The sequence below is a fragment of the Bacteroides fragilis genome, from assembly GCF_019583405.1.
Taxonomy (GTDB): Bacteria; Bacteroidota; Bacteroidia; order Bacteroidales; family Bacteroidaceae; genus Bacteroides; species Bacteroides fragilis_B.
The window spans coordinates 1-5363 of record NZ_SZUU01000021.1 but is presented as its reverse complement, the minus strand read 5'-3'; the positions used below and the strand labels follow the sequence as shown (position 1 = coordinate 5363).

The 5363-nt window shown below is 48.0% G+C and carries 2 tRNA genes and 3 rRNA genes; all 5 read right to left on the bottom strand.

Annotation, left to right across the window (positions count from 1 at the left end):
- Position 1: 1 nt before the first annotated feature.
- Positions 2-112, bottom strand: a 5S ribosomal RNA gene (rrf, locus tag FDF36_RS20785).
- 89 nt (positions 113-201) lie between these two features.
- Positions 202-3098, bottom strand: a 23S ribosomal RNA gene (locus FDF36_RS20780).
- 153 nt (positions 3099-3251) lie between these two features.
- A tRNA-Ala gene (locus FDF36_RS20775) sits at positions 3252-3325 on the bottom strand.
- A 28-nt stretch (positions 3326-3353) separates the two neighbouring features.
- Positions 3354-3430 (bottom strand) — tRNA-Ile (locus tag FDF36_RS20770).
- 159 nt (positions 3431-3589) lie between these two features.
- A 16S ribosomal RNA gene (locus FDF36_RS20765) occupies positions 3590-5118 on the bottom strand.
- Together the 16S, 23S and 5S rRNA genes with 2 tRNA genes alongside form the textbook arrangement of a ribosomal RNA operon.
- Positions 5119-5363: the final 245 nt, after the last annotated feature.

Genomic DNA, 5363 nt, shown 5'->3' with positions numbered 1-5363 from the left:
AAAACGGCGACTACCTACTCTCCCACTGTTACGCAGTACCATCGGCGTGATCAGGCTTAACTTCTCTGTTCGGAATGGGAAGAGGTGGAACCCTGATGCTATAGTCACCTGAATAAGGCAGACATAATGTACAAAAGTAAACTTAGATATCTATATACTAAATATACAAGCTAAACGGATATATAAACCATTAAGGCAAATAAAAGAAAGTCATCGGGCAATTAGTAACGCTCGGCTGTGATGTTACCACCTGTACACCTGCGTCCTATCAACGTTGTAGTCTACAACGACCCTGAAAAGAAATCTAATCTTGTGGCTGGCTTCGTACTTAGATGCTTTCAGCACTTATCCAATCCCGACTTAGATACCCGGCAATGCACCTGGCGGCACAACCGGTAAACCAGAGGTCAGTCCAACACGGTCCTCTCGTACTAGTGTCAGAGCCACGCAAATTTCATGCGCCCACGATAGATAGAGACCGAACTGTCTCACGACGTTCTGAACCCAGCTCGCGTGCCACTTTAATGGGCGAACAGCCCAACCCTTGGGACCTTCTCCAGCCCCAGGATGTGACGAGCCGACATCGAGGTGCCAAACCCCTCCGTCGATATGAGCTCTTGGGAGGGATCAGCCTGTTATCCCCGGAGTACCTTTTATCCTTTGAGCGATGTCCCTTCCATACGGAAACACCGGATCACTATGCTCTAGTTTCCTACCTGATCGACTTGTAAGTCTCCCAGTCAAGCGCCCTTATGCCATTACACTCTACCGCCGGTTACCAATCGGCGTGAGGGCACCTTTAGAAGCCTCCGTTACGCTTTTGGAGGCGACCACCCCAGTCAAACTACCCACCAAACAGTGTCCTCGCAACAGCGAGTTAGAACTCAAATAACCAAAGGGCCGTATTTCAACAGCGACTCCACAAACACTGGCGTGCCTGCTTCGAAGTCTCCGGCCTATCCTACACATCAATTACCCAAATTCAATGTTAAGCTATAGTAAAGGTTCACGGGGTCTTTTCGTCCCATCGCGGGTAATCGGCATCTTCACCGATACTACAATTTCACTGAGCTCACGGTTGAGACAGTGTCCAGATCATTACACCATTCGTGCAGGTCGGAACTTACCCGACAAGGAATTTCGCTACCTTAGGACCGTTATAGTTACGGCCGCCGTTTACTGGGGCTTCAATTCAATGCTTCTCTTGCGATGACATCTCCTCTTAACCTTCCAGCACCGGGCAGGTGTCAGGCTGTATACGTGATCTTTCAATTTTGCACAGCCCTGTGTTTTTGTTAAACAGTTGCCTGGACCTATTCTCTGCGCCCTCCCGTCACCGGGTAGGGACCCTTTATCCCGAAGTTACAGGGTCAATTTGCCTAGTTCCTTAACCGTGATTCACTCAAGCGCCTGAGTATATTCAACCCGACTACGTGTGTCCGTTTACGGTACGGGTACCTGTAAGATTAAGTTTAGCGGATTTTCTTGGGAGTATGTTTACACGCACTATTACCGTTTTCCGGGGAAATTGGTATACTGTCAGGTTCGACTCTTATCCCGGATTTGCCTGGGATAATCAACATCTACACCCTTTAACGGACTATTCCGTCAGTCCGCGGCGTTGTCACTCCTCCGTCTCCACGTCACTCTTACAGGTAGTACAGGAATATTAACCTGTTCTGCCATCGGCCTCACCGTTCGGCTGAGCCTTAGGACCCGACTAACCCTGATCCGATTAGCGTTGATCAGGAAACCTTAGTCTTGCGGCGAGGGGGTTTCTCACCCCCTTTATCGTTACTTATACCTACATTTGCTTTTCCACACGCTCCAGAAAAGCTCACGCTTCCCCTTCAACGCCGAGTGGAATGCTCCCCTACCGATGTTAGTGTTTAGTTAACATCCCATAGCTTCGGTAAAACACTTATGCCCGATTATTATCCACGCCAAACTCCTCGACTAGTGAGCTGTTACGCACTCTTTAAATGAATGGCTGCTTCCAAGCCAACATCCTAGCTGTCTTAGCAATCTGACTTCGTTAGTTCAACTTAGTGTTTATTTGGGGACCTTAGCTGATGGTCTGGATTCTTCTCCTTTAGGACATGGACCTTAGCACCCATGCCCTCACTCCTGAGATCGAACTAATGCGCATTCGGAGTTTATCAAGACTTGATAGGCGGTGAAGCCCTCGCATCTTATCAGTCGCTCTACCTCACATTAGTAATTCTCAAGGCTGCACCTAAATGCATTTCGGGGAGTACGAGCTATCTCCAAGTTTGATTAGCCTTTCACCCCCACCCTCAGGTCATCCGGAAGCTTTTCAACGCTTATCGGTTCGGTCCTCCAGTTAGTGTTACCTAACCTTCAACCTGCCCAAGGGTAGATCACTTGGTTTCGCGTCTACTCCTTCCGACTATCCGCCCTGTTCAGACTCGCTTTCGCTTCGGATCCGCATCTCAAGATGCTTAACCTTGCCGGAAAAAGTAACTCGTAGGTTCATTATGCAAAAGGCACGCCGTCACAACTTACGCTGCTCCGACCGCTTGTAGGCGCATGGTTTCAGGGACTATTTCACTCTTCTATTCGAAGTGCTTTTCACCTTTCCTTCACAGTACTGGTTCGCTATCGGTCTCTCGGGAGTATTTAGCCTTACCGGATGGTCCCGGCTGGTTCACGCAGAATTCCTCGTGCTCCGCGCTACTCAGGATACCACTACGCTTCAGTTACCTTGGAATACCGGGCTATCACCGTCTATGGCGCGACTTTCCAGCCGCTTCTTCTCAATAACTTTCTTGCGAGAGCGTGGTCCTACAACCCCACACATGCCGTAACACGGGTGGTTTGGGCTATTCCCCGTTCGCTCGCCACTACTAGGGGAATCATTATTTATTTTCTTTTCCTGCAGGTACTAAGATGTTTCAGTTCCCTGCGTTAGCCTCCAGCTTGGCTGGATGACATTCCTTCAGAATGCCGGGTTGTCCCATTCGGAAATCTTCGGATCAAAGGTTATTTGCACCTACCCGAAGCTTATCGCAGCTTATCACGTCCTTCATCGCCTCCGAGAGCCAAGGCATCCGCCATGCGCCCTTATTTACTTTCTTTTATCGCCAGGGTCATCTCCTTTTCTTAAAAAGGATCTGAACCAAATGGTTCGATATATACTTTTAGCTCTTACTAAATTTACTTTTTTTTGTACATCATGTCAAAGATCGTATGATAACATTCGGCAACTTCCGTTGCCGGAGTATCAATTGTGGAGAATAACGGATTCGAACCGTTGACCCTCTGCGTGCAAGGCAGATGCTCTAGCCAGCTGAGCTAATCCCCCAATCATACAAGATAAAATATCTATCTGTTGGTAGTCCCAGGCAGAGTTGAACTGCCGACCTCTACATTATCAGTGTAGCGCTCTAACCAACTGAGCTATAGGACTAGTTCAACCGTGTCCTGTTTTAGACTCGGCTTCTGTTTTTCTCTTGTTTATCTCTATCTATATTGCTATAGACGGTCGATCTATATTCTATAAATAAACAAGTACCAGTAGTACAATTTTAGAACCTCGAAATGAACGTCGTTTCCAACATCGCTCCAGAAAGGAGGTGTTCCAGCCGCACCTTCCGGTACGGCTACCTTGTTACGACTTAGCCCCAGTCACCAGTTTTACCCTAGGACGATCCTTGCGGTTACGTACTTCAGGTACCCCCGGCTCCCATGGCTTGACGGGCGGTGTGTACAAGGCCCGGGAACGTATTCACCGCGCCGTGGCTGATGCGCGATTACTAGCGAATCCAGCTTCACGAAGTCGGGTTGCAGACTTCGATCCGAACTGAGAGGGGCTTTTGGGATTAGCATCCTGTCACCAGGTAGCTGCCTTCTGTACCCCCCATTGTAACACGTGTGTAGCCCCGGACGTAAGGGCCGTGCTGATTTGACGTCATCCCCACCTTCCTCACATCTTACGACGGCAGTCTCTCCAGAGTCCTCAGCATGACCTGTTAGTAACTGAAGATAAGGGTTGCGCTCGTTATGGCACTTAAGCCGACACCTCACGGCACGAGCTGACGACAACCATGCAGCACCTTCACAGCGGTGATTGCTCACTGACATGTTTCCACATCATTCCACTGCAATTTAAGCCCGGGTAAGGTTCCTCGCGTATCATCGAATTAAACCACATGTTCCTCCGCTTGTGCGGGCCCCCGTCAATTCCTTTGAGTTTCACCGTTGCCGGCGTACTCCCCAGGTGGAATACTTAATGCTTTCGCTTGGCCGCTTACTGTATATCGCAAACAGCGAGTATTCATCGTTTACTGTGTGGACTACCAGGGTATCTAATCCTGTTTGATACCCACACTTTCGAGCATCAGTGTCAGTTGCAGTCCAGTGAGCTGCCTTCGCAATCGGAGTTCTTCGTGATATCTAAGCATTTCACCGCTACACCACGAATTCCGCCCACCTCTACTGTACTCAAGACTGACAGTATCAACTGCAATTTTACGGTTGAGCCGCAAACTTTCACAACTGACTTACCAGCCCACCTACGCTCCCTTTAAACCCAATAAATCCGGATAACGCTCGGATCCTCCGTATTACCGCGGCTGCTGGCACGGAGTTAGCCGATCCTTATTCATATTATACATACAAAACAGTATACATACTGCACTTTATTCTAATATAAAAGAAGTTTACAACCCATAGGGCAGTCATCCTTCACGCTACTTGGCTGGTTCAGGCTCGCGCCCATTGACCAATATTCCTCACTGCTGCCTCCCGTAGGAGTTTGGACCGTGTCTCAGTTCCAATGTGGGGGACCTTCCTCTCAGAACCCCTATCCATCGAAGGCTTGGTGAGCCGTTACCCCACCAACAACCTAATGGAACGCATCCCCATCCTTTACCGGAATCCTTTAATAATCAAACCATGCGGAATAATTATCCCATCGGGTATTAATCTTTCTTTCGAAAGGCTATCCCCGAGTAAAGGGCAGGTTGGATACGTGTTACTCACCCGTGCGCCGGTCGCCAGCAAAGAAAGCAAGCTTTCTTCCTGATGCCCCTCGACTTGCATGTGTTAAGCCTGTAGCTAGCGTTCATCCTGAGCCAGGATCAAACTCTTCATTGTAAAAGTATTTTATATATCCCGTAAGGGAAAATATTAGCTCTGTTCAGGATGTCGAAAATTTATTGACGGTCATTTCTAATATACCTATATAATAAGTATTGACGGTTCTAAATTTGACTTGTACTACTTGTATTGTTTATCAATGTTTCAAAGAACTCTTCTTTTTAAATTCTGCTTCGTTTCAAAAGCGGGTGCAAAGGTAAAAGGTTTATTTCAAACTACCAAATGTTTTGGGAAGTTTTTTT